Origin of the sequence: Nocardioides astragali, from assembly GCF_024436375.1 — a bacterium.
GTDB lineage: Bacteria > Actinomycetota > Actinomycetes > Propionibacteriales > Nocardioidaceae > Nocardioides > Nocardioides astragali.
The window spans coordinates 311779-336345 of sequence record NZ_JAFMZM010000004.1; the positions used below are offsets into that span (position 1 = coordinate 311779).

Annotated in this window: 18 protein-coding genes; 13 read left to right on the top strand and 5 right to left on the bottom strand. The window is 70.2% G+C overall.

Going from position 1 to position 24567, the window contains the following annotated elements; translation table 11 throughout:
- The first annotated feature begins 43 nt into the window (after positions 1–43).
- From infB to J3P44_RS14775, 6 genes are all read left to right on the top strand, one after another.
- A complete protein-coding gene (gene infB, locus J3P44_RS14750; protein ID WP_255891193.1) occupies positions 44–2836 on the top strand; it encodes a translation initiation factor IF-2 in 2793 nt (930 codons plus the stop codon).
- A gap of 199 nt (positions 2837–3035) precedes the next feature.
- Positions 3036–3548, top strand: a complete 513-nt coding sequence (gene rbfA, locus J3P44_RS14755) for a 30S ribosome-binding factor RbfA (RefSeq protein WP_255891194.1) — start codon at positions 3036–3038, stop codon at positions 3546–3548.
- Positions 3548–4426, top strand: coding sequence for a tRNA pseudouridine(55) synthase TruB (truB, locus tag J3P44_RS14760; protein WP_255891195.1), 879 nt, complete (start codon positions 3548–3550; stop codon positions 4424–4426). Before rbfA ends, truB begins: the two co-directional genes overlap by 1 nt.
- A gap of 155 nt (positions 4427–4581) precedes the next feature.
- On the top strand, positions 4582–5445 hold the full coding sequence (locus tag J3P44_RS14765) for a hypothetical protein (RefSeq protein ID WP_255891196.1): 864 nt from the start codon (positions 4582–4584) through the stop codon (positions 5443–5445).
- 93 nt (positions 5446–5538) lie between these two features.
- On the top strand, positions 5539–6477 hold the full coding sequence (locus J3P44_RS14770) for a bifunctional riboflavin kinase/FAD synthetase (protein WP_255891197.1): 939 nt from the start codon (positions 5539–5541) through the stop codon (positions 6475–6477).
- Positions 6470–7465: a hypothetical protein gene (locus J3P44_RS14775; protein ID WP_255891198.1), complete on the top strand. Its 996-nt coding sequence runs from the start codon at positions 6470–6472 to the stop codon at positions 7463–7465. Before J3P44_RS14770 ends, J3P44_RS14775 begins: the two co-directional genes overlap by 8 nt.
- A gap of 160 nt (positions 7466–7625) precedes the next feature.
- Here the strand turns inward: J3P44_RS14775 and J3P44_RS14780 are convergent, their stop codons facing one another.
- The 4 genes from J3P44_RS14780 to J3P44_RS14795 are packed head-to-tail and all read right to left on the bottom strand — an operon-like array spanning position 7626 to position 11727.
- Positions 7626–7868, bottom strand: a complete 243-nt coding sequence (locus J3P44_RS14780; RefSeq protein WP_255891199.1) for an HPr family phosphocarrier protein — start codon at positions 7866–7868, stop codon at positions 7626–7628.
- A 51-nt stretch (positions 7869–7919) separates the two neighbouring features.
- Entirely contained in the window at positions 7920–10013 is a 2094-nt protein-coding gene (locus J3P44_RS14785; protein ID WP_255891200.1) for a PTS fructose transporter subunit IIABC, read from the bottom strand.
- Complete coding sequence (locus J3P44_RS14790) at positions 10010–10963, bottom strand: 1-phosphofructokinase family hexose kinase (protein WP_255891201.1); 954 nt, start codon at positions 10961–10963, stop codon at positions 10010–10012. The genes J3P44_RS14785 and J3P44_RS14790 overlap by 4 nt, the downstream gene beginning before the upstream one ends.
- Positions 10960–11727 carry a DeoR/GlpR family DNA-binding transcription regulator gene (locus tag J3P44_RS14795; RefSeq protein ID WP_255891202.1) on the bottom strand — a complete coding sequence of 256 codons (768 nt, stop codon included), beginning with the start codon at positions 11725–11727 and terminating at the stop codon, positions 10960–10962. The genes J3P44_RS14790 and J3P44_RS14795 overlap by 4 nt, the downstream gene beginning before the upstream one ends.
- 86 nt (positions 11728–11813) lie before the next feature.
- Between J3P44_RS14795 and ptsP the strand changes: the two genes are divergently transcribed.
- The 3 genes from ptsP (at position 11814) to J3P44_RS14810 (ending at position 17528) form a co-directional block, all read left to right on the top strand.
- Positions 11814–13493 (top strand): phosphoenolpyruvate--protein phosphotransferase, encoded by a 1680-nt coding sequence (gene ptsP / locus J3P44_RS14800; RefSeq protein WP_255891203.1) that lies wholly within the window; start codon positions 11814–11816, stop codon positions 13491–13493.
- A 114-nt stretch (positions 13494–13607) separates the two neighbouring features.
- Complete coding sequence (locus J3P44_RS14805; RefSeq protein WP_255891204.1) at positions 13608–15344, top strand: alcohol dehydrogenase catalytic domain-containing protein; 1737 nt, start codon at positions 13608–13610, stop codon at positions 15342–15344.
- 201 nt (positions 15345–15545) lie between these two features.
- Positions 15546–17528, top strand: a complete 1983-nt coding sequence (locus tag J3P44_RS14810; protein ID WP_255891205.1) for a PTS mannitol transporter subunit IICBA — start codon at positions 15546–15548, stop codon at positions 17526–17528.
- 69 nt (positions 17529–17597) lie between these two features.
- On the opposite strand, the gene J3P44_RS14815 is transcribed toward J3P44_RS14810, so the two are convergent.
- A complete protein-coding gene (locus J3P44_RS14815; RefSeq protein ID WP_255891206.1) occupies positions 17598–19739 on the bottom strand; it encodes a molybdopterin-dependent oxidoreductase in 2142 nt (713 codons plus the stop codon).
- A 152-nt stretch (positions 19740–19891) separates the two neighbouring features.
- On the opposite strand from J3P44_RS14815, the gene J3P44_RS14820 reads away from it, so the two are divergent.
- From J3P44_RS14820 to J3P44_RS14835, 4 genes are all read left to right on the top strand, one after another.
- Complete coding sequence (locus tag J3P44_RS14820) at positions 19892–20158, top strand: DUF6458 family protein (protein ID WP_255891207.1); 267 nt, start codon at positions 19892–19894, stop codon at positions 20156–20158.
- 182 nt (positions 20159–20340) lie between these two features.
- A complete protein-coding gene (rpsO, locus tag J3P44_RS14825; RefSeq protein ID WP_305122462.1) occupies positions 20341–20616 on the top strand; it encodes a 30S ribosomal protein S15 in 276 nt (91 codons plus the stop codon).
- Positions 20617–20919: 303 nt separating this feature from the next.
- Positions 20920–23160 (top strand): polyribonucleotide nucleotidyltransferase, encoded by a 2241-nt coding sequence (locus J3P44_RS14830; protein WP_255891208.1) that lies wholly within the window; start codon positions 20920–20922, stop codon positions 23158–23160.
- Positions 23161–23275: 115 nt separating this feature from the next.
- The gene (locus tag J3P44_RS14835; protein WP_255891621.1) at positions 23276–24553 is read left to right on the top strand and encodes a M16 family metallopeptidase; all 1278 of its coding nucleotides are present in this window, start codon (positions 23276–23278) and stop codon (positions 24551–24553) included.
- The last annotated feature ends 14 nt before the right edge of the window (positions 24554–24567 follow it).

Below are 24567 nucleotides of genomic sequence, written 5' to 3' on the forward strand. Positions count from 1 at the left end.
CCTGCCTTCTGGGGTCACGGACCAGAAGGAGTAGAAACCAACCGTGGCAAAGACCCGAGTCCACGAACTCGCCAAGGAGTTCGGAGTCGAGAGCAAGTTCGTTCTCGAGAAGCTCAAGGAGATGGGTGAGTTCGTCAAGTCGGCATCGTCGACTGTCGAGCCCCCCGTCGAGATGCGCTTCAAGAAGCAGTACGGCGACGAGCTGAAGGCCGCTGCGGCCTCCGCTCCCGCCGCCGACACCGCGACCGAGGCGCCGGCCGAGAAGGCTGCCGCCAAGAAGTCCGCACCGAAGCCCGGCCCCAAGCCGGCCCCCGCGCCAGCAGCCACCGAGGCACCGGCCGAGGCTCCCGCACCGGCCCCCGTCGAGGAGGCCGCACCGGCTGTCAAGCCCGGTCCCAGGCCTGGCCCGAAGGCCCCTGCCGCCGAGCCCGAGGCTCCCGCGGCCGAGCCCGAGGCGCCTGCGGCCCCGGCAGCCAAGTCCGCCTCCCCGGCCCCGCGTCCGGTCGGCAGGCCCGGCGCCCCGCGTCCGGGCAACAACCCGTTCGCGCCCAGCCAGGGCATGGGTTCGCGCCCGGCCCCGCGCACCGGTGGTGGGGATGACACCCGTCCGCCGCGTCCGCCGGCCGGCGGCGACGCCCGTCCCGGCATGCCGCGCCCCAACCCGGCGATGATGCCCAAGTCTCCCGCTGCCTTCGGCAACGGTCCCGGCGGGCGTCCCGCCCGCGGTGGACCCGGTGGCGGTCCCGGTCGTCCGGGTGCCCCCGCCCGCGGCGGCGCTCCGGGTCGTCCGGGTGGCGCACCTGGTGGCGGCGGCGCGCCGGGTCGTGGTGGCCCGGGTGGCGCACCCGGCGGCTTCGGCCCCTCCGGCGGCGGTCGCCCCGGTGGCGGTCGTCCCGGTCAGCGTGGTCAGACCCAGGGTGCCTTCGGGCGCGCGGGTGGTCCGTCGCGTCGCGGCCGCAAGTCCAAGCGTGCGCGTCGCATGGAGTTCGAGGCCATGGAGGCCCCGACGATCGGTGGCGTGCGCGTCCGCAAGGGCAACGGCGAGACCGTACGTCTCCCGCGTGGCGCCTCGCTGACCGACTTCGCCGAGCGCATCAACGTCGACGCCGCTGCCCTGGTGCAGATGCTGTTCTCGCTCGGCGAGATGGTCACCTCGACCCAGTCCGTGGGCGACGAGACGTTCGAGCTGCTCGGTGAGGAGCTCAACTACGTCGTCCAGATCGTCTCTCCCGAGGACGAGGACCGCGAGCTGCTCGAGACGTTCGACCTCGAGTTCGGTGCCGACGAGGGCGACGAGGCCGACCTGGTCATCCGTCCGCCGGTCGTCACCGTCATGGGTCACGTCGACCACGGAAAGACGAAGCTCCTCGACGCGCTGCGTGACGCCAACGTGGTCGACAAGGAGGCCGGTGGCATCACCCAGCACATCGGTGCCTACCAGGTCCACACCGAGGTCGACGGCGCCGACCGCCGCATCACCCTGATCGACACCCCCGGTCACGAGGCGTTCACCGCCATGCGTGCTCGTGGTGCCCAGGCCACCGACATCGCGATCCTGGTCGTCGCGGCCGACGACGGCGTCATGCCGCAGACGGTCGAGGCGCTCAACCACGCCAAGGCGGCCGGTGTGCCGATCGTGGTGGCGGTCAACAAGATCGACAAGCCGGAGGCCGACTCGACCAAGGTCCGCGGCCAGCTGACCGAGTACGGCCTGATCCCCGAGGAGTACGGCGGCGACGCGATGTTCGTCGACGTCTCGGCCAAGGCCGGGCTCAACCTCGACAAGCTGCTCGAGGCGGTCGTCCTGACGGCCGACGCGTCGCTCGACCTGCGTGCCAACCCCACGCAGGACGCCCAGGGCCTCGTGGTCGAGGCTCACCTCGACCGCGGTCGCGGTCCGGTGGCGACGGTGCTGGTCCAGCGAGGCACGCTGCGCGTGGGCGACTCGATCGTGGCCGGTCCGGCTCACGGTCGCGTCCGCGCCATGCTCGACGAGCACGGCCACGAGATCACCGAGGCCGACCCGTCGCGTCCCGCGATGGTGCTGGGTCTCTCGGCGGTGCCGGGTGCCGGTCAGAACTTCATCGTCGTCGACGACGACCGGATGGCTCGCCAGATCGCTGAGAAGCGTGAGGCGCGCGAGCGTGCGGCCATGCAGGCCAAGCGTCGCGTGCGTCGCAGCCTCGAGGACTTCATGGCCTCCATGGAGAAGGGCGAGAGCCAGGAGCTCAACCTCATCCTCAAGGGCGACGTGTCCGGTTCGGTCGAGGCGCTCGAGGACGCGCTGTCCAAGATCGACGTGGGCGAGGAGGTCTCGCTGCGCGTCATCGACCGCGGTGTCGGTGCGATCACCGAGACCAACGTCGACCTGGCAGCCGCCTCCGACGCCATCATCATCGGCTTCAACGTCCGCCCGCAGGGCAAGGCGAGCCAGATGGCCGACAAGGAAGGTGTCGAGATCCGCTACTACTCGGTCATCTACCAGGCGATCGAGGAGATCGAGGCGGCCCTCAAGGGCATGCTCAAGCCCATCTACGAGGAGTCGACCCTCGGCCAGGCGGAGATCCGCGAGATCTTCCGCTCGTCCAAGGCCGGCAACATCGCGGGCTGCATGGTCACCTCCGGCCTCATCCGCCGCAACGCCAAGGTGCGGATCCTGCGCGACAACGCGGTGGTGGCCGACAACCTCGACCTCGCCTCGCTCCGTCGGGAGAAGGACGACGCGTCCGAGGTCCGGGAAGGGTTCGAGTGCGGCATCGTGCTCAAGAACTTCCAGGACATCAAGATCGGCGATGTCGTGGAGTCGTTCGAGATGCGCGAGATCCCGCGCGCCTGACACACCCACCTGTGGGATCTCCGGTTGGCCGGGGATCCCACAGGCTGTCGGCCCTTGCACGGGCGACAAGTTCAGTGATCCCCGATCAACCGGGGATCGCTCAAGCCAGAGGAAGCACCATGAGCAAGCGGAGCGAGCGAATCATTCAACACAGCGCAACACGTGCCTCATGGGCGCACGGAGCGAAGCGAGTACGTCCATGAGCAATCCCCGCGTCCGCAAGATCGCCGACCGCATCCAGGTCATCGTCGCCGAGATGCTCGAGCGCCGGATCAAGGACCCGCGGCTCGGCTTCGTGACCATCACCGACGTCCGCGTGACCGGTGACTCCCAGCAGGCGACGATCTTCTACACCGTGCTCGGCGCCGACGAGGAGCTCGCCAACACCGCCGCAGCGCTGGAGTCGGCCAAGGGCGTGATCCGCTCCGAGGTCGCCAAGCAGCTCAGCATGCGCATCGTCCCCTCGCTGACCTTCATCCCTGACGCACTCCCGGAGAGCGCCCGGGCGCTCGACGAGGTGCTGGCACGCGCCAAGCAGCTCGACGAGGAGGTCGCCGCCCAGCGTGGCACGACGTACGCCGGCGAGCCCGACCCCTACAAGAAGCCTCGCGAGGCAGGCGACGAGGACGACGAGCTCGATGACGAGCTGGACGACCTCGACCAGCCCGGCAACCTCGACGCTGGGGACGCCGGCGACGCCGACCGCGCCTGATGGTCGCCCCCGGTCTGGTCGTCGTCGACAAGTCCCCGGGCATGACCTCGCACGACGTCGTGTCCCGGGTGCGCCGGCTGGCCGGCACGCGCAAGGTCGGGCACGCCGGCACCCTCGACCCGATGGCCACCGGCGTCCTGGTGCTCGGCGTCGACCGTGCCACCCGGCTGCTCGGTCACCTGATGCTGACCGAGAAGGCCTACGACGCGACCATCCGCCTCGGTGCCGCGACGACCACGGACGACGCCGAGGGTGAGGTCGTCTCGACCCACCCGACCGACGGCGTGCGGGAGGACGCCGTACGTGCGGAGCTCGCGCGGTTCGTCGGCGACATCGAGCAGGTGCCGACCGCCGTCTCCGCGATCAAGGTCGACGGACAGCGCGCCTACGCCCGGGTGCGCGCGGGCGAGCAGGTCGAGCTGAAGGCACGACCGGTGACCATCCACGAGCTGGTGGTGCACGAGGTGTCCTTCCCTCCCGACCAGCCGTTTGTGGACGTACGCATCTCCGTGCGGTGCTCGTCGGGCACCTACATCCGTGCCATCGCGCGCGACCTCGGCCTCGCGCTCGGGACGGGCGGGCACCTGACCGCGCTGCGGCGTACGGCTGTCGGCTCCTTCGACCTGTCCGTGGCCCACACCCTCGACGAGTTGTCCGAGGAGCTCGCCGTGGTGCCGATCGCTGATGCTGCGCGGGCGTCCTTCCCCGCCGTCGACCTGGGCGCGGAGCTGGCAGCCGACGTGCGTTTCGGTCGTGCCCTCGACCTTCGCCTGCCCGCTGCGGGACCGCACGCCGTCTTCGCGCCGGACGGTGAGTTCCTCGCCCTCTACGAGCAGCGCGGGGAACAGGCCAGGTCCGTCGCGGTCTTCGTCGGCTGACCGGCGACGTCGGCCGGAACGACCCCCACCCCTACGGGTGTAAAGGTGGTCTTGACCACCTGAGAGGGGGCTGGCCGGACGCGAGGTCGAGGCGCACTCTTGAGGCCGGGGCCAGGGGTCGCAGGGTGCGAATCAGTGCCCGAAGGAGGTAGGGCATGTCCGTCAAGCGCATCACCGCACTGACAGCCAGCGTCATGATGCTGGCCGCTGGGGCGCTCACGGGGAGCACCGCCGGCGCTGCCGGTCAGGCTGCCGAACGGGAGACAGCAGCCGCCGCGGTCACCGTGAGCATCAGCGACACCCGCATGATCACCATGCCGGCGGTCGTCCAGCCGGGGGTCAACAGGTTCAAGGTCACCAGCGCCAAGCCCTCGGGGTTCCAGATCATCCAGCTGCACGAGGGCTACACCGTCGACGAGGCCGAGGCGGACGTCAAGGCGGGGCTCGACAGGGGCAAGCTCAAGGCACTCCGGCGCTTCGAGGCCAACGTCACCCTGGTCGGCGGCGTCCCCAGCGCTCCCGGCCGGACCGCTCGCTTCTGGGTCGACCTGGCGCCCGGCGACTACATCGCACTGGACACGTACGCCAGGACCAATGCGGCGAAGTGGTTCGGGTTCACCGCGGTAGGTGTCGACACCGGCGCCGTCATGCCGCAGGGCGCCACATTGAAGGCCGTGAAGAGCGCGAACTGGAGCAAGCGTCCGGCCGCCATCCCCAACAGGGGCACGCTCACCTTCAAGAACCGCTCGTCGCAGAACCACTTCCTCATCCTCGTGAAGATGAAGCAGGGCGCCACGCTCCAGGACCTCAAGGAGTTCCTGATGAGCGAGGAGGGGCCGCCCCCGTTCATCTTCAGGTACAGCATCGAGTCGGCGGTCATCAGCGGAGGCGAGTCGGTCGCCTTCAAGTACCGGCTGCCCAAGGGGACCTACGCCATGATGTGCTTCTGGCCTGATGCCTCCATGGGCGGCATGCCCCATGCCTTGATGGGCATGATGCGCACCATCCGGCTCAAGTAGCGCGGGGGGTTTGGGGGCGCGTGCACCGGGTCTTCCCCCGAGGGGAGGCCCGGTGCCGCGTGGCGCAGGCTCACCGCTGAGTACTGTTTGCCCGTGCAGATCTGGCGAGACGTCGACGACGTGCCGGCCGACCTCGGCCGCACCGTCGTCAGCATCGGCAACTTCGACGGCGTGCACCTCGGCCACGCGCACGTGCTGCGCGAGGCCCGCGACACTGCGAAGCGTCACGGCAGCGACACCGTGGTGGCCGTGACCTTCGATCCGCACCCCATGGCGGTGCTGCGGCCCGAGCACGCCCCGCCGACGCTCACCTCGATCCACACCCGGGCCCGGCTCCTGGAGTCCGCGGGCGTGGACGCGATCCTCGTGCTCGGGTTCGACCGCGAGATCGCCGGCTGGTCCCCGGAGGAGTTCATCGACCGGATCCTCGTCGACACGCTGCACGCGACCGCTGTCGTCGTCGGCGCCAACTTCCGCTTCGGGGCGAAGGCCGCCGGCGAGGTGGCGACCCTGGTCGAGGCGGGCGCCACACGTGGTTTCGAGACGATCGGCGTGCCGCTCGACGGCGGCCCGCAGGTCTGGAGCTCGACCTACGTGCGGCAGTGCCTGGCCACCGGTGACGTCGCGGGCGCTGCCGAGGCCCTCGGGCGCCCCTTCACCGTGCGGGGCACCGTGGTGGAGGGCGACAAGCGTGGCCGCGAGCTCGGCTTCCCCACGGCCAACGTGCCTGTCCCGCCGGTCGACGCGGCACCTGCCGACGGCGTCTACGCCGGCTGGCTGACCCGCCTCGACACGGGTGAGCGTTATCCCGCCGCGATCTCGGTCGGCACCAACCCGACGTTCGGCGGCGAGCGTGACCGCCGGGTGGAGTCCTACGTCCTGGACCGCGACGACCTCGAGCTCTACGGCGTCGAGGTCGAGGTCGCCTTCGTCGACCGGCTGCGCGGGATGGTGAAGTTCGAGGGGATCGAGGCGCTCGTCGAGACCATGCACGACGACGTACGCCGTGCGCGCGCGGTGCTGGGTGGGTGACCCTGGCCGCGGTCTGGACGCCGCGGACCTGACGGCGACCGAGGAGTGGTTCGTCGCGCACGGGTTGCCCTACTTCGTCGACGACATAAGGGCCGAGGTGCATCGCGGACTCGTCCGCCGTCGCCTCGTGCTGGTGGCGCTCGTGGCTGTGGTCCTGGCAGCAGCCGTCGTCGTGGGTTTCGCCCTCACCGAGCTCCAGTGGGATGACGGCCTCGTGCCGGGGATCAACGTCGGGCTGCTGAGCGTGGTGCTCTACGCGCTGTTCACGCTCCGTGCCTGGGTCATCGCCAAGTGGGCGGCGCAACGCACGTTCTCCAGCCTCGGCCTGCTCTTCCCGCTCGTCACGCGGGCGCTGCCGCTGCTGCTGCTGTTCATCACGTTCCTGTTCATCAATGCCGAGGTGTGGGAGGTGTCATCACGCCTGGACGGCCGCGTCATGTGGTTGACCGTCGCGCTGTTCCTCACCATCACCGTCGGCTTCCTGCTCGCGCGGTTGCCGGAGGAGCTCACCGGGTTCGACGACCACATCGGCCCAGACGAGCTCGGTCGCCACCTCGAGGGCACGCCGCTGGCGGGCTTCCGGCAAGCCCCCGGACAGGACGTGTCGGAGGACGTCGCGGTGGCCGGTCTGCAGAAGGCCAACCTGCTCCTGATGCTGCTGATCACCCAGCTCGTGCAGGTCGTGCTGCTCAGCCTGTCGGTCTTCGTGTTCTTCATCGTCTTCGGGCTGCTCATCATGGACCCCGAAGTGGTCCGGAACTGGACAGGCCTCAAGACCTTGACGGATCTGCCGTTCTCGGAGCGCGCCAACTGGGAGCTGGTGCAGGTCTCCACGTTCCTGGCCGCCTTCAGTGGCCTCTACTTCACGGTCTACGCCGTCACCGACGAGGTCTACCGCACCCAGTTCTTCAGCTCGATCGTGCGCGAGCTGGAGCGCGCAGTGAGTGTGCGAGCGGCGTACCGCTTGCTGCGGCGTACGCAGCACTGACCCCCACGTCGGCGGTGCGTGAGGGGCAATGTGCTGGCTGGGAGTCCCCCTGGGGCACCGCCTCCCGCGGCGCAATCGGCAGACACGCCGATGGGCGGCGCGCCAAGGGGGTTCTGGCTCGGCAGAAGCCCCCTCACGCACCGCCCATCGAGACGAAGGGTCAGGCGTCGAGGTCCTGCTCGACCAGCGCCGCGATCGCGTCGACCGCGGCCTGGTCGTCGCCGGCCACCTCCACGGTGGCACCGTTGCCGGCGCCGAGGGTCATGATCATCAGCGAGGAGCTGGCGTCGACTCCGTTGATGGTGACGTCCGAGCCGAGCTCACCGGCCTTCTCGGCGATGATCGCTGCGGGACGGGCGTGGAGGCCGACGGCGGAGCCGACGACGACGGACTTGCTGGGCATGGTTCTCCTTAGTGGGGGGAGGGTGTGCTCGGGTCGGGCAGGATCGGGTTGTCAGACAGTAGCGACGTCGGCGTCGCTGGTGCCGAGGGACTTCACCACGATGACAACGGCGGCGCCGACGACGACGCCGGCCACCAGTGCGATGAGGTAGCCCAGGACGCCGTCGACCGCGAAGAGGACGAAGATGCCACCGTGCGGTGCCCGCACGCTGACGTCCATGGCCATGGCCAGCCCACCGGTGACCGCGCTGCCGGCCATGATCGAGGGGATGACGCGCAGCGGGTCCGCAGCGGCGAACGGGATGGCGCCTTCGGTGATGAAGGAGGCACCCAGCAGCCACCCGGCCTTGCCGTTCTCTCGCTCGGGGATGGAGAACAGTCCGGGTCGGATCACGGTCGCCAGCGCGAGGGCGATCGGCGGGACCATGCCGGCGAGCATGACCGCGGCCATGATCCTGAGCTCGGGGGCGTCGTTGGCGAGGGCGGCGCCACCGACGCCGGCCGCCGCGAAGCTGTAGGCCACCTTGTTGAGCGGTCCACCCATGTCGAAGGCCATCATCAGGCCCAGGATGACACCGAGCAGGACAGCGCTTCCGCCGCTCATCGAGCTCAGCCCGTCAGCGAGCTGGTCCATCAGCCAGGCGATGGGCCGACCGAGGACGACGATCATCAGCAGGCCGACGACCACAGTGGTGAGCAGCGGGATGACGAGCACGGGCATCAGGCCCCGCGCCCAGGCCGGCACCTTCCAGCGCGAGATCGAGTGCGCCACGACCCCCGCGAGGACACCGCCGACGATCGCGCCGAGGAAGCCGCTCTGCGGCACACCGAACGCGGAGACGTCGGTGACCAGGCCGCCCATCACGAACCCGGGGGCGATGCCGGGGCGGTCGGCGATGGCGTACGCGATGTAGCCGGCAAGCGCCGGGACGAAGAACGCGAAGGCGATCTTGCCCAGCATGAACAGCGCGGCGCCGAGGTAGGCCAGGACGCCCGAGTCGAAGGGGACGTGGCCGAGCGTGGGCTCGCTGTAGGCCGAGAGGTCAGGCGGGCTGAAGAGGGTGCTGTCGGCCAGCACGGCTCCGGCGTGGTTGGCGATCTCGTAGCCGCCGAGCAAGAAGCCGAGGGCGATGAGCAGGCCACCGGCGGCGACGAACGGGATCATGTAGGAGACACCGGTCATCAGGACGCGGCGGGTCTTGGCGCCGAAGGACTCCTGGCCGGTCGACGTCGCGCCGGCCTCGCTGGCCGTCCCCTCGACCTTCGGCGCGCTGCCGGGGTCCGCGGCGTAGCGCAGTGCCTCGGCGACCATCGCGTCGGCGTCGTCGATGGGGCGCTTCACGCCGGAGCTGACCATCGGCTTGCCGGCGAACCGGGCGCGGTCGCGCACGCCGACGTCGACGGCGAAGATCACCGCTCCTGCCTGGGAGATGAGCTCGGGGGCCAGTGGCGTCGAGCCGGCTGAGCCCTGCGTCTCGACGTGGAGCTCGACACCCGCACGCTCGGCCGCGGCCTCGAGTGCCTCGGCAGCCATGTAGGTGTGGGCGATGCCGGTCGGGCATGCCGTGACCGCGACCAGGGACGGCTGGGAGTCCGATGCCGGAGTGGTTGCCGGGGTCGCGGCAGGAGCGGCCGCAGCAGGCGCACCAGCTGAGGCAGCGGGCGCCGCTGCCACCGGGGCGGCTCCGGGGGCGGGCTCGCCCAGCTCGTGCGTGACGACCTCGACGACCTCCTCGACCGACTCGGCCGAGCGGAGGGCATCAGTGAAGGCGGGCTTGACCAGCGCCCTCGCGAGCTTGGTGAGGATGGTCAGGTGGTCGGCGTCGCCGCCGGCAGGGGCCGCGATCAGGAAGGCCAGGTCGGCCGGGCCGTCCTTGGCGCCGAAGTCGACGGGCGGGTCCAGCCGCGCGAAGGCCAGGGTGGGCGTCTCGACGCCCGTCGTGCGGCAGTGCGGGATCGCGATGCCGCCCGGGAGTCCGGTCGAGGACGTGGTCTCGCGGGCGAAGGCGTCCTCGACCAGCTGGTCCACGCTGCTCGCGCGGCCGGCGTCGTCGACGACCGCGGCGAGGGCACGGATCACGTCGTGCTTGTCGGCACCCCAGTCGGCGCCGAGCCGCACGAGGTCGGTGGTGATCAGGTCGGTCATGCGGTTCCTCCGAGTGGAGTGACGCCGACGAGCTCCGTGCGGAGCTGCGACGGCTGGGGGATGGTGGTGCCGGGAAGACCTGCGGCGGCGCTGCCGTAGGCCACAGCCAGTGCCAGGCGCTCGGGTGCCGGAAGGCCCCGGATGTCGCCGAGCAGGTAGCCGAACAGGCTCGAGTCGCCGGCACCGACGGTGCTGACGACAGTGGTGGGGGGCGGGGTGGCGTGCCACGCCCCGTCAGCCGTCACCAGGACGGCTCCGTTGCTGCCGAGCGTTGCCAGGACGGCGCCCACACCCTGCTCGATCAGCTGTCGGGCCGCCTTCGCGGTCGCGACCGGGTCCGCCTCGAGGGCGTCGGGGTCACCGCCGGTGAAGGAGGCCAGCTCGGCACCGTTGGGCTTCATCAGGTCGGGTGCGGCCTCCGGCAGCGCCTCGACGAGCGCCTGCAGCGGCGCATCGCTGGTGTCGACGGCGACGTGGCCGCCCACGGTCCGCAGGCGTCGTACGAGGTCGGCGTAGAACGCGGGCGGGGCACCGGCGGGCAGCGAGCCCGCCAGCACCGTCCACGAGGCTCCGGCGGCACGCGCCACGATCGCCTCCGCCATCCGGGCCAGGTCGTCCTCGGTCACCTCGGCGCCGGGGGAGTTGAGCTTGGTGGTGGTGCCGTCGGGTTCGGTGATGGTGAGGTTGACCCGTACGTTGCCGGCGGGACGCACCGGGCGGCAGTCGATGCCGGCGCCGAGCAGCTCGAGGACGAACGGATCCTCCTTGAGGGCGGGTACGACGGCGATGCTGGGGATGTCGGCGCTCACCGCGGCGCGGGAGATGTTGACGCCCTTGCCGCCGGCCTGCGAGGTCACCGAGACCACGCGGTGGACCTGCCCGCGCGACAGTTCGCCGTCCAGCGCCACGGTGCGGTCGAAGCTGGGGTTGGGGGTCAGGGTCAGGATCATGCGATCACCACCTCGATTCCGGCTTGCTCCAGGGCACGGCGGTCCTTGGCCTCGATGTCGCTGTCGGTCACCAGCACGTCCAGGCTGTCGAGCGTCGCGAAGCGCACTGCGGTCTCCACACCGAGCTTGGTGGAGTCTGCCAGCACGACCGTACGCCGTGCGCAGGCGATGATGGCCCGCTTGGTCGCCGCCTCGTCGCTGTCGGGGGTGGTGAGCCCGTGCCCGACGGTGATGCCGTTGGTGGCCACGAAGGCCACGTCCGCGCGGAAGTCGGCGAGGGCCGCGACGGTGTCGGCACCGACCGCGGCATGGGTGGTGGGACGCACCCTGCCGGGGAGCAGGTGCAGCTCGATCTGGGGCAGTCCCGCCAGCCGGGTCGCGACGGGGACGGCGTGCGTGATGACCGTGAGGCGGTGGTCGCGGGGGAGTGCGGCCGCGAAGCGGGCGGTGGTGCTGCCGGCGTCGATGACGACGACCGAGTCGGGGGGCGGGAGGAGGGCGACCGCGGCGCTCGCGATGGCCTCCTTGGCCTGCGTGTTGGACTGGTCGCGCTCGCTGATCCCTGATTCGATGACGGTGAGCGAACCGGCGGGCACCGCCCCGCCGTGCACTCTGCGCACCAAGCCCATGCGGTCGAGGGTGGAGAGGTCACGGCGGACGGTCTCCGTCGTCACCTCGAACTCCTCGGCCAGCTGCACCACCGACAGGCGGCCACGGCGGCTGACGAGGTGGGCCATCGCTTGCTGGCGCTCTTCGGCGTACATGGGTCCCCTCTCCGAGGATCTGTGTATATGTTGTTTTAGTCCCGAATGTGTTGCTTGTCAACCGGACGTTGTTCTACGGTGTGTCCATGACCACACCCGCGAACACCCTGAGCGGGACCCCGGTCGTACCGGGTGTCGCCGCCGGTCCCGTCCTGCTCGTGCGTGGGGAGGTCTCGCCCGACGCCATCGCGCGCTACGGCGACGGCGACTTCGCCGACCCCGAGGCCGCGCTCGCGGCGTACGACGAGGCGGTGGCGGCGGTCGCCGACACGTTCTCCACCAAGGCGGCCTCCGCCCAGGGCGCAGCCGCGGAGGTGCTCACCGCGAGCGCCGGGCTGGCGCGCGACAAGGGACTGCGCTCGGGGGTGGCCAAGAACCTCCAGGCCGGGCAGGGGCCGGTGACGGCCGTGCAGGGGGCCGTCGACCAGTTCGTCACGATCTTCACGACCATGGGTGGCCTGATGGCCGAGCGGGTCACCGACCTGCGGGACATCGAGCGCCGCGTGGTGGCCCACCTCGTCGGAGAGCCGGCGCCGGGCGTACCCACGCCGACGGAGCCGTCGATCCTCGTCGCGGAGGACCTCGCCCCCAGCGACACGTCGGGCCTGGACCCCGAGCTCGTCACCGCGCTGGTCACCGAGCGCGGCGGAGCGACGAGCCACACCGCGATCATCGCGCGCCAGCTCGGCATCCCCTGCGTGGTCGGGGCGGCCGGCATCACGGCGCTGCCGGCCGGGACCTTCGTCGTCGTCGACGGAGAGGCCGGCACGATCGAGCAGGGTGCCGACCCCGACGAGGCGCGCGCTCGGGTGGAGGAGAGCCGCCGGGTCCGCGAGGAGCTCGCCCACTGGAGCGGCCCGGCCGCGACCGCGGACGGGCTGCCGCTCAAGCTGCTCGCCAACGTCGCCGACGGCGCATCCGCACAGTCCGCCAGCACCGAGCCCGTGCAGGGCGTGGGCCTGTTCCGCACCGAGCTGTGCTTCCTCGACCGGAAGGACGAGCCGAGCGTCGAGGAGCAGGCAGACATCTACGCCGAGGTCCTCGCGCCCTACTCCGACGGCCGCTACGTCGTCGTGCGCACCCTGGATGCCGGGTCCGACAAGCCGATCGCGTTCGCGACCCAGGCGGGCGAGGAGAACCCCGCCCTCGGCGTGCGCGGGCTGCGGCTCAGCTTCGACAACCCCGGCCTGATGGACCGCCAGCTCGACGGCATCGCGGCCGCGGCCGAGCGGACCGGCACCGAGACCTGGGTCATGGCCCCCATGGTCGCGACCGTGGCCGAGGCGGCGGACTTCGCCGGGAAGGTGCGTGCCCGGGGGCTCAAGGCCGGCGTGATGGTCGAGATCCCCAGCGCTGCGCTGCTGGCCCACCGCATGCTCGAGGTCGTCGACTTCCTCTCCATCGGCACCAACGACCTCACCCAGTACGCCATGGCGGCCGACCGCATGGCCACCGACCTGGCCCACCTCACAGACCCGTGGCAGCCGGCCGTGCTCCAGCTGATCGCGATCACCGCGCACGCGGGCCGCGAGGCCGGCAAGCCGGTCGGCGTGTGTGGCGAGGCCGCGGCCGACCCCCTGCTGGCCACGGCGCTGATCGGCATGGGCATCTCCTCGCTCTCCATGGCCGCGCGTGCCGTACGCCCGGTGGGCGCGCAGCTGGGCAAGGTCAGCCTCGAGACCTGCGAGGCCGCGGCCGAGGCCGTCCTGGGGGCGCCGGACCCGATGGCCGCCCGGACAGCGGTCCGCGAGCTGCTCGGACACTGAGCCCCCCGTGCCGACAACTCCTCGCCGTCAGGCGAGATCAGCCCCGGGAGACCTGCCTCCGGCCCGTGGCTGGCGCTGCCCTGGAGGCCCCATCCACCTCACCACGGAGGAAGCATGACATCAGCGTACGACCGGTACCGCGCGGCCGATCTCGACCTGCCAGAAGGCAGCTGGGCCTGGAACGTGTACGGCGCGGGCGCAGAGAACATGGGCAAGGATGACCAACCCGAGCTGCTGCCCATCCCCGCACCCGATGCCGACCAGATGCTGGTGCGCATCGACAGCGTGGGACTCTGCTTCTCCGACGTGAAGATCCTCCGCGCGGGCGGCAGCCACCCGAAGCTCTACAACCGCGACCTGTCCCAGGAGCCCACCCGACTGGGGCACGAGGTCAGCCTCACAGTCATCGAGGTCGGCGACAACCTCAAGGGCCGGTACCAACCCGGCCAGCGGCTGGCCGTGCAGCCCGACATCTACCAGGACGGCAGGAGCACGGCCTACGGCTACACCATCCCCGGCGGACTGATCCAATACCACCTGATGGGCTCGGAGATGCTCGACACCGACGATGGGGCCTGCCTGCTGCCCCTCCCTGAGACGATGGGGTACGCCGAGGGCTCCACGCTGGAGCCCTGGGGCTGCGTGATGGCTGCCTACACCCAACGTCGCCGCCTGGAGCCCAGGACCGGCGGAACCATGTGGATCGTCGGCCGGCCCGAGGACGAGCGGGAGTACCTCTTCTCCTCCGGGCTGGACGCTCCGGCCACCATCGTGATGACCGACGTGCCCGCCTCGGTGGAAGAGCTGGTGGAACGCACCTCGGCCATCAAGGTCGTGCGCAACGGCATCGGCGCCGATGACTACCAGGAACTGGTGGACGAGCTGACCGACGGCGTCGGCTTCGACGACATCGTCATGCTCGATCCTCGCTCCGCGGCGACGGCCGGTGCCGTGGCCACGCACATCGCCCGACGGGGCACGCTCAACCTGGTGGGCGAGACAGCCCTCGACGGCCTGGTGGACACCGACGTGGGCCGGCTGCACTACGACTACACCGCCTATCTCGGTGGCCGGGGCCCGGACATCGCCGCCTCCTACGGAGAGGCGCGCAACCGCTGTGACCTGCGTCCACGGGGCACCACGGTCTTCGTGGGCGCCGGCGGCCCCATGGGTCTGATGCACGTCCAGAGGGCCATCCAGCAGCCTGACGGCCCCAGCAAGATCGTCGCCACGGAGGTGAGCGACGAACGCCTGAAGAGCCTCGAGGACCGTCTGGCCCACCTGGCGCAGAGCAACGACTGCGAGCTGTTCACCTTCAACTCCCAGACCGCGGACCAGTCCCTCCACGACTTCGTCATGGGGATCACCGACAACCAGGGCGCCGACGACGTGGTCGTCAGTGTTCCGATCGCCGCCGTGATGGCCGAGGCCGACACACTGATGAGGTCCGACGGCATGCTGGTCTTCTTCGCCGGTGTCCCCAACGGCACGCTGGCACCGCTGAACCTGAGTGCGGTGTACCTGGACAACGCCCAGTACACGGGGACCTCAGGACTGACCATCCACGACCAGCAACAGGTGGTGGACCTGGCCAACCAGGGTGATCTCTCCCCGGGATCCATCGTGGGCGCCGTCGGCGGCATGCGGGCGGCCAAGGACGGCCTCCAGGCCCTGGTCGACGGAAGCTACTCCGGGAAGGTCCTGATCTTTCCCCAGATCCACGACCTCCCCCTCATGGGGCTCGACGAGCTGAAGGAGACGCTGCCGGACGTCGCCGAGAAGCTGGGACCAGGTGAGACCTGGAACGACGAGGCGGAGAAGGCGCTCTTCGACAGTCAGCTGAGCGGCTAGCGCGACCGGCGGCGACCTACCAGTCGCTGTCGGAGACACGCTCCTGCGGCCGATGTGGCAGCGAAGTGCCGCCCTTTCGAGCAAAGCCACAGACTCGGGCATGAATTCGTGCCCGAATGCTTGGCAACATGCCCGATCGTGAGGTTTACTGAAGCATCATGTGATCGGGGTCACCCCGAGCTTCGTCTGGAGGACATCAGCATGGCGACGACCACCACATCCACCCCGCCCGCCGAACGCGGAGGCGCACGCATCCGCGTGCAGAAGTTCGGCACGTTCCTGTCCAACATGGTGATGCCCAACATCGGGGCGTTCATCGCGTGGGGATTCATCACCGCACTGTTCATCGAGGTCGGCTGGCTCCCGTACTTCGGCTTCGACGACCCTGGCGGGTGGGTGGCCCAGGTGGGCGGCTGGGGGGAGTTCGCCGCTCCTGAGGGCTCCCCGATCGGCAACGGCCTGGTCAGCCCGATGATCATGTTCCTGCTGCCCCTGCTCATCGCCTACACGGGCGGCTACAACATCTACGACAAGCGCGGCGGCGTGGTCGGCGCCATCGCCACGATGGGCGTCATCGCCGGCACCGACATCCCCATGTTCATGGGCGCGATGATCATGGGCCCGCTGGGCGGCTGGTCGATGAAGAAGATCGATGCCATCTGGGACGGCAAGATCAGGCCCGGCTTCGAGATGCTGGTCAACAACTTCTCCGCCGGCATCTGGGGCATGCTCCTGACGGTCTTCGCCTTCTTCGTGATGAGCCCGATCGTCACGTGGATCGCAGACCGGCTGGGCGAGGCCGTCGACTTCCTGGTCACCAACAACCTGCTGCCGTTCACCGCGGTCATCATCGAGCCCGCCAAGGTGCTCTTCCTCAACAACGCCCTCAACCACGGTGTGCTGACCCCGCTGGGCGGGGCAGAGGTCCAGGAGGCCGGCAAGTCTGTCCTCTTCCTCCTCGAGGCCAACCCGGCCTCGGGTCTGGGCCTGCTGCTCGCCTACATGTTCTTCGGCAAGGGCATGGCGAAGGCGTCTGCTCCCGGCGCCGCGATCATCCACTTCTTCGGTGGCATCCACGAGATCTACTTCCCCTACGTCCTCATGAAGCCGAAGCTGATCCTCGCCATGATCGCGGGCGGCATGACGCAGATCTTCGTCAACGTCATCTTCAACACCGGACTGGTCTCGCCCGCGGCCCCCGGCTCGATCTTCGCGGTCTACGCGCAGACGGCGCGGGGCAGCTACGTGGGGGTCACGCTCTCGGTGATCCTCGGCGCCGCAGCCTCGTTCATCGTGGCCGCGATCCTGCTCAAGACGGACCGCACCGAGGAGGACGAGGAGGGTGATCTTGCCGCCGCCACGGCCTCCATGGAGTCGATGAAGGGCAAGAAGTCCATCGCCTCGTCGGCTCTCGGCGGGGCCGCTGGTCGCGACATCAAGAACATCGTCTTCGCCTGCGACGCCGGCATGGGCTCCTCGGCCATGGGTGCATCGGTGCTCCGCAAGAAGATCCAGCAGGCCGGACATCACGACGTGACGGTCGTGAACAAGGCGATCTCCAACCTGCGCGACGACGTCGACCTCGTGGTCACCCACCAGGACCTCACCGACCGGGCCCGCCAGAAGACCCCGTCCGCCATGCACGTGTCGGTGGACAACTTCATGGGCAGCCCGCGCTACGACGAGATCGTGGAGATGCTGGGTTCCTCCTCGGGCGGAGCCGCCGTGGCTGACGAGCCCGCAGTGGCGGCGGCCAACGTGCTGTCGCCCGACTCGATCGTCCTCGGCGGCAGCGCCCGGACGCGCGACGAGGCGATCGCCGAGGCGGGGCAGCTCCTCGTGGCGGCGGGCGCGGTCGACGCGTCGTACGTCGAGGCGATGCACGAGCGGGAGAAGTCGGTCTCGACCCTCATGGGCAACGGACTCGCGATCCCGCACGGGACCAACGAGGCGAAGGGCGCGATCAACCGTTCGGCGCTGTCGTTCGTGCGCTACGACGAGAGCATCGACTGGAACGGCAAGCCGGCCGAGTTCGTGGTGGGCATCGCCGGTGCCGGCGACGACCACCTGGCCCTGCTCCGCTCCCTGGCGACGGTCTTCGCCGACGAGTCGCAGGTGGCCCGCCTCCGTGCGGCCACCACGGCCGACGAGGTGCTCGCCGTGCTCGACGGCGTCGCTGTCTGACCCCCACGCCGCTCGTCACAGAAGGAGCCCCCGCCGGATCTGGCGGGGGCTCGTTCGTGCTCTGCGTGGTCAGTCCGCAGCGGTGACGCTCACCGGTACGCCGTTGAGGGCCGCGTTGCCGGACACGTCGAGCAGCTCGGGGTCGGTGAGGTCGTTGATGGAGACGCCCGGCACGTCGCGGCTGCGCTTCATCAGGACACCGTCACGCGCGTGCCCGTAGCCGTGGGGGAGTGACACCACGCCCGGCATCAGGTCCTCGGAGGAGGCGACCTCGACCTCGACCGACCCGACGCGAGAGCTCACCCGCACCAGGGCACCGTCGGCGATCTCGCGTTGGGCCAGGTCGGCCGGGTGCATCAGCAGCTGGTGCCGCGGCCGGCCCCTGGTCAGTCGCTCGGAGTTGTGCATCCACGAGTTGCAGTCCTGCTTGTGGCGCCGGCCGATCAGGAGCAGGTCGTCGCCGGCGGGCGCCGTCACCGCTGCGAGGCGAGCGACGTCCCGGACGACCAGGTCTGGAGCCAGGTCGACCCGCTTGTCCTTGGACGGGAGCCGCTCCGGCAGCTGTCCGCCGCGCAGCGGCCCGAGGTCGATCCCGGCCGGCCGGGCCCGGAGCTTGCGGAGGGTCACGCCACTTGACCCGCGCCGCAGGAGCTGGCCGACCAGCAGGGTCGGGCTCGCGGTGAGGCGAGCGCGCTGGACGAGCCGCTTCCTCCAGGGGGTCTTCCGGCTGAGCCGGGCGGTCGTGCGCAAGGTGATCTCCCGGAAGATCTGCCAGTCGTGGCGCTGGTCGGGCTCCTTGTCGAAGACCGCCGGGGTGAAGCGCGCGGTGTTGCGCACGGCCAGCAGGTGGAAGACGAGGTCGTAGTGGTCGCGCTCGAGCGACGTGGTCGGCGGCAGGATGACGTCCGCGTGCCGGGTCGTCTCGTTGACGTAGATGTCGACAGCGGCCATGAAGTCCAGCCCGCGCAGCGCCTCGTCGAGGCGTGACCCGTCGGGCGTCGACAGGACGGGGTTGCCGGCCACCGTCAGCAGGGCCCGGACCTGCCCGTCACCCGGCGTCTCGATCTCCTCGCGCAGCGCCGAGACGGGCAGCTCGCCGCCCGTCTCCGGCAGCCCGCGCACCCGTGAGCGCCAGACGTCGTGGTGGCCGCGGCCGATCAGGCCGGTGCCGACCGCGTCGATCGCCGGGCTGGTGAACATCGCCCCGCCCACCCGGTCGAGGTTGCCGCTGAGGATGTTGAGGCAGTTGACGGCCCATTGGCACACCGAGCCCCAGGGACCGGCGGACACCCCGAGGCGGCTGTAGACGACGCCCGCGTCGGCCTCCATCAGCTCCCGGGCCAGGCGACGGATCTCCGCGGCCGGCAGCCCGCTCATCGCCTCGGCCCGCTCGGGGGTGAACTCCGCGACCAGGTCGACCACGGTGCCCAGCCCGTCGACGTACGCCGCCACGGCAGGCGCGAGCTCGGGGGAGGCCTCGGCCGTGAGGACGTGCAGCATGGCGAGCAGCACCCAGGCGTCCGATCCAGGGCGCACGAAGTGGTGCTCGTCCGCGACCTTCGCGGTCTCGGTGCGGCGCGGATCGAGCACGACCATCCGTCCTCCGCGGGCGCGCAGGTCGCGCAGGCGCCGCGGGAAGTCGGGCACCGTCATCAGCGAGCCGTTGGAGGCCATCGGGTTGGCGCCGAGCACCAGGAACAACGACGTACGGTCGATGTCGGGGATCGGCAGGAACAGCTGGTGACCGAACATCAGGTGGGCGACGAGCTGGTGGGGTAGCTGGTCGACGGATGTCGCCGAGTAGCGGTTCTTCGTCCGGAGCGACTTGAACATCGCCGTGCCGTGGGTCATCGAGCCCAGGCTGTGCACGTTGGGGTTGCCGAGGTAGACGCCCAGTGCGTCGTCGCCGTGCTCCTCGACCACCCGGGCGAGGTTGTCGGCGACCAGGTCGAAGGCCTCGTCCCAGCCGATCTCCCGCCATGCGGCGTCCGGGCCGTCACCGACGCGGCGCACGGGCCGTCGAAGCCGGTCGGGATCGGCGTACACGTCGGCGATGGCGACGCCCTTGGGGCAGATGTGCCCCCGGGAGAGCGGGTCGGCCGGATTGCCCCGGACGCCGACGACGTCGCGTCCCTCGATGGTGAGCTCGAGGCCGCAGATGGCCTCGCAGAGGTTGCAGACACCGATGCGCTTCTCGCGCTGCGTGGTCACGGAACGATCCAAGCACGTCAGTGGCCCGGGGCGCATGACCGGCGTACGCCGCTGGCGTGGTCGCCCCGAAGGAGGTACCGCGCCCACGCAGGGTGGGGCACACTCTGCGCGGCCCGGTCACACCGGGCTCCCCCAAGAGAATGGAGCACGTCATGGGTTTCGGAGGGCCGATAGGCCTCATCGTCGTGGGTCTGATCCTGGCGCTCGCCTTCAACGAGCAGTCGGTGGGTCCGCTGGAGGTGACCACCCTCGGTTGGATCCTGGTGCTTGCGGGCGCTCTGTGGTTGGCGCTCACCGTGATGCAGCAGAACACCAAGCGTCGTCACACCACCACGGCCACCACGACCGACAGCCAGGGTCGCCAGGCCAGCACGCAGCGCACCACTGAGTCGGACCCGCCGCCCCCGCCGGCGGTCTGAGCGCAGTCCGGCTCGACTGCAGGTCTCGTGCTGCGCGGCGCGGATTGGGCCGAGGGTCCAGCGCCTCGATATGCTTCTGCGGTTGCCCCCACGGGCGACACGCCGTGTGAACGGCCGCGGATCCAGAGTGCCCCGGTGAACAGGCCCGGGCGCGCCGCGCAACGAGAACCGAAGGAGCCCCCATGTCGATTGGTACCGACGCGGAGACCAAGAAGAAGATCATCGCCGAGTACGCCCTCGCTGAGGGTGACACCGGTTCCCCCGAGGTGCAGATCGCGCTGCTCAGCCACCGCATCTCCCACCTCACCGAGCACCTCAAGACGCACAAGCACGACCACCACAGCCGTCGTGGTCTGCTGCTGCTGGTCGGCCAGCGCCGTCGCCTTCTCAACTACCTGCAGAAGACCGAGATCGAGCGCTACCGCTCGATCGTCGAGCGCCTCGGCCTCCGCCGCTGATCCACGGAGCGGCCCCCCGCACGCGGGGGGCCGCTCCGCTCCGTTTCCGGGGACGTCCGCCACGAGTGCACCGCGCTAGTGTCGGTCCCGGAGCACTCCACAACTGAACACACAACCATCAGGAGCGACCCGCACGTCCGGCTCGGTCCTCGGTAGTGGCCTTCAGATCATCCCGCCCTCGCACACGGGGACGGGAGAGCTGCGGGCCTCGATCGAAGACCGGCCCCCGCGGGGCTTCGACGCCCCACCCAAGAGGTGGACGCCGCGGATCGCTCCGCGAAGAGAAAGCAGGATCCTGCTTCCATGAGTGAACCCATCATCTCCGCCGTCGAGACCGTTCTCGACAACGGCTCGTTCGGCAAGCGCACCATCAAGTTCGAGACGGGCCTGCTCGCCCGCCAGGCGGCCGGCTCGGTCACGGCCTACCTCGACGACGAGACCATGCTGCTCTCGGCCACCACCGCCGGCAAGACGCCGAAGGACCACTTCGACTTCTTCCCCCTCACCATCGACGTCGAGGAGCGGATGTACGCCGTGGGCCAGATCCCCGGCTCCTTCTTCCGCTCCGAGGGTCGCCCGGGCGAGGACGCGATCCTCACCTGCCGCCTGATCGACCGTCCGCTGCGTCCGACCTTCAAGAAGGGCCTGCGCAACGAGGTCCAGGTCGTCATCACTGTGATGGCGCTCGACCCCGACCAGCCCTACGACGTGCTGGCGATCAACGCCGCGTCGCTCTCCACCCAGCTGTCCGGCCTGCCCTTCTCGGGTCCGGTCGGCGGCGTGCGCGTCGCCCTCATCGAGGGCCAGTGGGTGGCGTTCCCCAGCCACTCGCAGCTCGAGAACGCCGTCTTCGACATGGTCGTCGCCGGGCGGGTCACCGACTCCGGTGACGTCGCGATCATGATGGTCGAGGCCGAGGCCCCCGAGCAGGTCGTCGAGCTCATCCAGGGCGGCCAGGCGGCTCCCACCGAGGAGATCGTCGCCAGCGGCCTCGACGCCGCGAAGCCCTTCATCAAGCAGCTGTGCGAGGCGCAGTCGCAGCTCGCCGCCGAGGCCGCCAAGCCCGTGGAGGACTTCCCGGTCTTCCTCGACTACGAGGATGACGTCTACGCCGCCGTCGAGGCCGCCGTCAAGGACGACACTGCCGCCGCCATGACCATCGGCGACAAGCAGGAGCGCGAGTCGCGCACCGACGAGATCAAGGCCGGCCTGCTCGAGAAGCTCACCGGTCAGTTCGAGGGCCGCGAGAAGGAGATCGGCGCTGCGTTCCGCTCGCTGACCAAGAGCCTGGTCCGCGAGCGCGTGCTGCGCGACAAGGTGCGCATCGACGGTCGCGGCCTCGCCGACATCCGTCCGCTGCACGCCGAGGTCGGTGTGATCCCGCGGGTCCACGGCTCCGCGCTGTTCGAGCGGGGGGAGACCCAGATCCTGGGCGTCACCACCCTCAACATGCTCAAGCTGGAGCAGCAGCTCGACACGCTGTCCCCGGAGAAGCACCGCCGCTTCATGCACAAGTACGTCTTCCCGCCGTTCTCCACCGGCGAGACGGGTCGCGTGGGCTCGCCCAAGCGCCGCGAGATCGGCCACGGTGCCCTCGCGCGTCGTGCCATCCTCCCGGTGCTCCCGAGCCGCGATGAGTTCCCCTACGCGATCCGCCAGCTCTCCGAGGCCATGGGCTCCAACGGCTCCACCTCGATGGGCTCGGTCTGCGCCGCCACCCTGTCGCTCCTGCAGGCCGGTGTGCCGCTGAAGGCGTCCGTCGCCGGCATCGCGATGGGCCTCATCTCTGGTGAGGTCGACGGCAAGACGGAGTACGTCGCGCTGACCGACATCCTCGGCGCCGAGGACGCGTTCGGTGACATGGACTTCAAGGTCGCCGGCACGCGCGAGTTCGTCACCGCCCTGCAGCTCGACACCAAGCTCGACGGCATCCCGGCGGAGGTGCTCGCCAGCGCGCTGACCCAGGCCCGCGACGCGCGCCTGGCCATCCTCGACGTGATGGCCGAGGCCATCGACGCTCCGGAGGAGATGTCGGTCCACGCCCCGCGGATCATCACCATCCGCGTGCCGGTGGACAAGATCGGTGAGGTCATCGGCCCGAAGGGCAAGATCATCAACCAGATCCAGGACGACACGGGCGCGACGCTGTCCATCGAGGACGACGGCACGGTCTACATCGGTGCGACCAACGGTGAGGCGGCCGAGGCTGCCAAGAACGCCGTCAACGCGATCGCCAACCCGACCATGCCCGAGGTCGGCGAGCGCTACCTGGGCACGGTCGTGAAGACCACCAACTTCGGTGCCTTCGTCTCGCTCATGCCCGGCAAGGACGGCCTGCTCCACATCAGCAAGCTCCGCGCCCTGGCCGGCGGCAAGCGCGTGGAGGCCGTCGAGGACGTGCTGTCGGTGGGCCAGAAGGTCCAGGTCTCCATCGCCGAGATCGACGACCGCGGCAAGCTGTCGCTGGTCCCCGTGGTCGACGAGGCCGAGGACTCCTCCGAGGAGTCGTCCGAGGGTGCCCTCCAGGCAGCCGACGCCGAGTGACCTGATGCTCCACCCGCGACCGGCCGGCAGCCCTTGCCGGCCGGTCGCGGCGTTTCACCCCTCGTTTCACCCAGGAAGGACCCTCGTGCACAAGAACGGCACCACCCGCACCCTCATGACCGTCAAGGACGCCGACGGCGCGGTGACCTCACGCGTCCGGCGTACGGTCCTGCCGAGTGGGCTGCGGGTCGTCACCGAGCACATGGCCGGCTCCCGGTCGGCCAGCATCGGGGTGTGGGTCAACGTCGGCTCGCGCGACGAGACGCCTTCCTTGCACGGCTGCTCGCACTTCCTCGAGCACCTGCTCTTCAAGGGCACGCCGGAGCGGTCCGCGATGGAGATCTCCGTCGCGCTCGACGCGGTCGGAGGGGAGTTCAACGCCTTCACCTCCAAGGAGTACACCGTCTTCCACGCCCGCGTCCTCGACGAGGACCTGGCAACGGCCGTCGACGTGCTGGGCGACATGGTCACCGCCTCGACCATCACCGAGCCCGATGTCGAGGCCGAGCGTGACGTGATCCTCGACGAGATCGCGATGCACGACGACGACCCCGACGACGTCGTGCACAACCTGTTCGCCCACCAGGCGTGGGGCGACAGCCCGCTGGGTCGGCCGATCGCCGGCACCGAGGCCTCGATCACGGCGATGACGCGCGCCCAGATCCACCGCTTCTACCGCCGCCACTACCGACCCGACAACATGGTCGTCGCCGTGGCCGGCAACGTCGACCACACGACCGTCGTGCGGCAGGCCAAGCTGGCCTTCGGTCGCGGCGGCTTCCTCGAGGGCCAGGCCCTCCCGACGTCGCCCGACCAGTCGGAGCGCGCGCGCAAGGTGCAGGCGGGCGAGGCGCGTACGGTGCGCCCGCAGGAGCAGGTCAACCTGGTCCTCGGGGTCAAGGGCCTCACCCGCACCGACCCGCGCCGCTACGCCCTCGGCGTGCTCAACACCGCCCTCGGCGGCGGCACGTCCTCACGGATGTTCCAGGAGGTGCGCGAGAACCGCGGCCTGGCCTACTCCGTCTACTCGTTCGCCACCCACCATGCCGACGCCGGCGTCGTGGGGGTGTCGGTGGGCTGCCTGCCCGGCAAGTACGACGCCGTGCTGGAGACCGTGCGTGGCGAGCTCGCCAAGGTCGCTGCCGACGGCATCACCGCCGAGGAGCTCGAACGCGGCAAGGGCCAGCTCAAGGGCGGGCTGGTCCTCGGCCTCGAGGACTCCGGCTCGCGCATGTCGCGCATCGGCAAGGCCGAGCTGGTCTACGACGAGCTGCTCACCATCGACGAGGTCGTCCGTCGCATCGAGGCGGTCACCCTCGACGACGTCTCGGTGCTGGCTCGCGAGCTCTTCACGCAGCCCGAGATCCTCGCGGTCGTCGGCCCTGCCAAGTGAACCGACTGCGGCCG